This is a genomic window from Exiguobacterium aestuarii (assembly GCF_020171655.1).
Classification (GTDB): Bacteria; Bacillota; Bacilli; order Exiguobacteriales; family Exiguobacteriaceae; genus Exiguobacterium; species Exiguobacterium aestuarii_A.
On the sequence record NZ_JAIVAC010000010.1, the window covers coordinates 1 to 1,283 of the forward strand.

A 1,283-nucleotide genomic window follows, 5' to 3' on the forward strand; every position below is an offset into this window, starting at 1 on the left:
GTACCTTCCCCTTCGGGGGCAGGGGTGACAGGTGGTGCATGGTTGTCGTCAGCTCGTGTCGTGAGATGTTGGGTTAAGTCCCGCAACGAGCGCAACCCTTGTCCTTAGTTGCCAGCATTTGGTTGGGCACTCTAGGGAGACTGCCGGTGACAAACCGGAGGAAGGTGGGGATGACGTCAAATCATCATGCCCCTTATGAGTTGGGCTACACACGTGCTACAATGGACGGTACAAAGGGCAGCGAAGCCGCGAGGTGGAGCCAATCCCAGAAAGCCGTTCTCAGTTCGGATTGCAGGCTGCAACTCGCCTGCATGAAGTCGGAATCGCTAGTAATCGCAGGTCAGCATACTGCGGTGAATACGTTCCCGGGTCTTGTACACACCGCCCGTCACACCACGAGAGTTTGCAACACCCGAAGTCGGTGAGGTAACCGTAAGGAGCCAGCCGCCGAAGGTGGGGCAGATGATTGGGGTGAAGTCGTAACAAGGTAGCCGTATCGGAAGGTGCGGCTGGATCACCTCCTTTCTAAGGAAAATGCCCATGTGGCATTGCCCATCGTTCAGTTTTGAGAGACCAAAACCTCTCTATGAGGGCCTATAGCTCAGCCGGTTAGAGCGCACGCCTGATAAGCGTGAGGTCGGTGGTTCGAGTCCACTTAGGCCCACCATTTTTATGAACAATTCCAATACGGGGCCTTAGCTCAGCTGGGAGAGCGCCTGCCTTGCACGCAGGAGGTCAGCGGTTCGATCCCGCTAGGCTCCACTTTTGTTCCTTGAAAACTGAAGATTCATCAAGACATCAAAAACCAATTTCACATATGGTCCGCAATGGACCGTGTGTCTTAGACGCTAGATCAAGGTAGAAAGGGCGTACGGTGGATGCCTTGGCACTAGGAGCCGATGAAGGACGCGACGAACAGCGAAATGCTCTGGGGAGTGGTAAGTACACATCGATCCAGAGATCTCCGAATGGGGGAACCCACCGCCGGGAGACTGGCGGGACACCCACGTGAATACATAGCGTGGCGTGAGGCACACCCGGGGAACTGAAACATCTAAGTACCCGGAGGAAGAGAAAGAAAATTCGATTCCCTGAGTAGCGGCGAGCGAAACGGGAACAGCCCAAACCAGGAAGCATGCTTCCTGGGGTTGTAGGACACTCTACACGGAGTTACAAAGGGATAGGGTAGGTGAACGACCTGGAAAGGTCGGCCAGAGAAGGTGACGGCCCTGTAGCCGAAACCCCATCCCCTCCAGAGTGGATCCTGAGTACGGCGGGACACG

2 tRNA genes and 2 rRNA genes are annotated in these 1,283 nt (G+C 55.4%); all 4 read left to right on the forward strand.

The features are described from left to right. A 16S ribosomal RNA gene (locus LCM29_RS15030) occupies positions 1 to 525 on the forward strand; the annotation flags it as partial. A 65-nt stretch (positions 526 to 590) separates the two neighbouring features. After that, a tRNA-Ile gene (locus LCM29_RS15035) sits at positions 591 to 667 on the forward strand. A gap of 22 nt (positions 668 to 689) precedes the next feature. Continuing rightward, positions 690 to 762 (forward strand) — tRNA-Ala (locus LCM29_RS15040). An 89-nt stretch (positions 763 to 851) separates the two neighbouring features. Beyond that, positions 852 to 1,283 (forward strand): 23S ribosomal RNA (locus LCM29_RS15045); the annotation flags it as partial.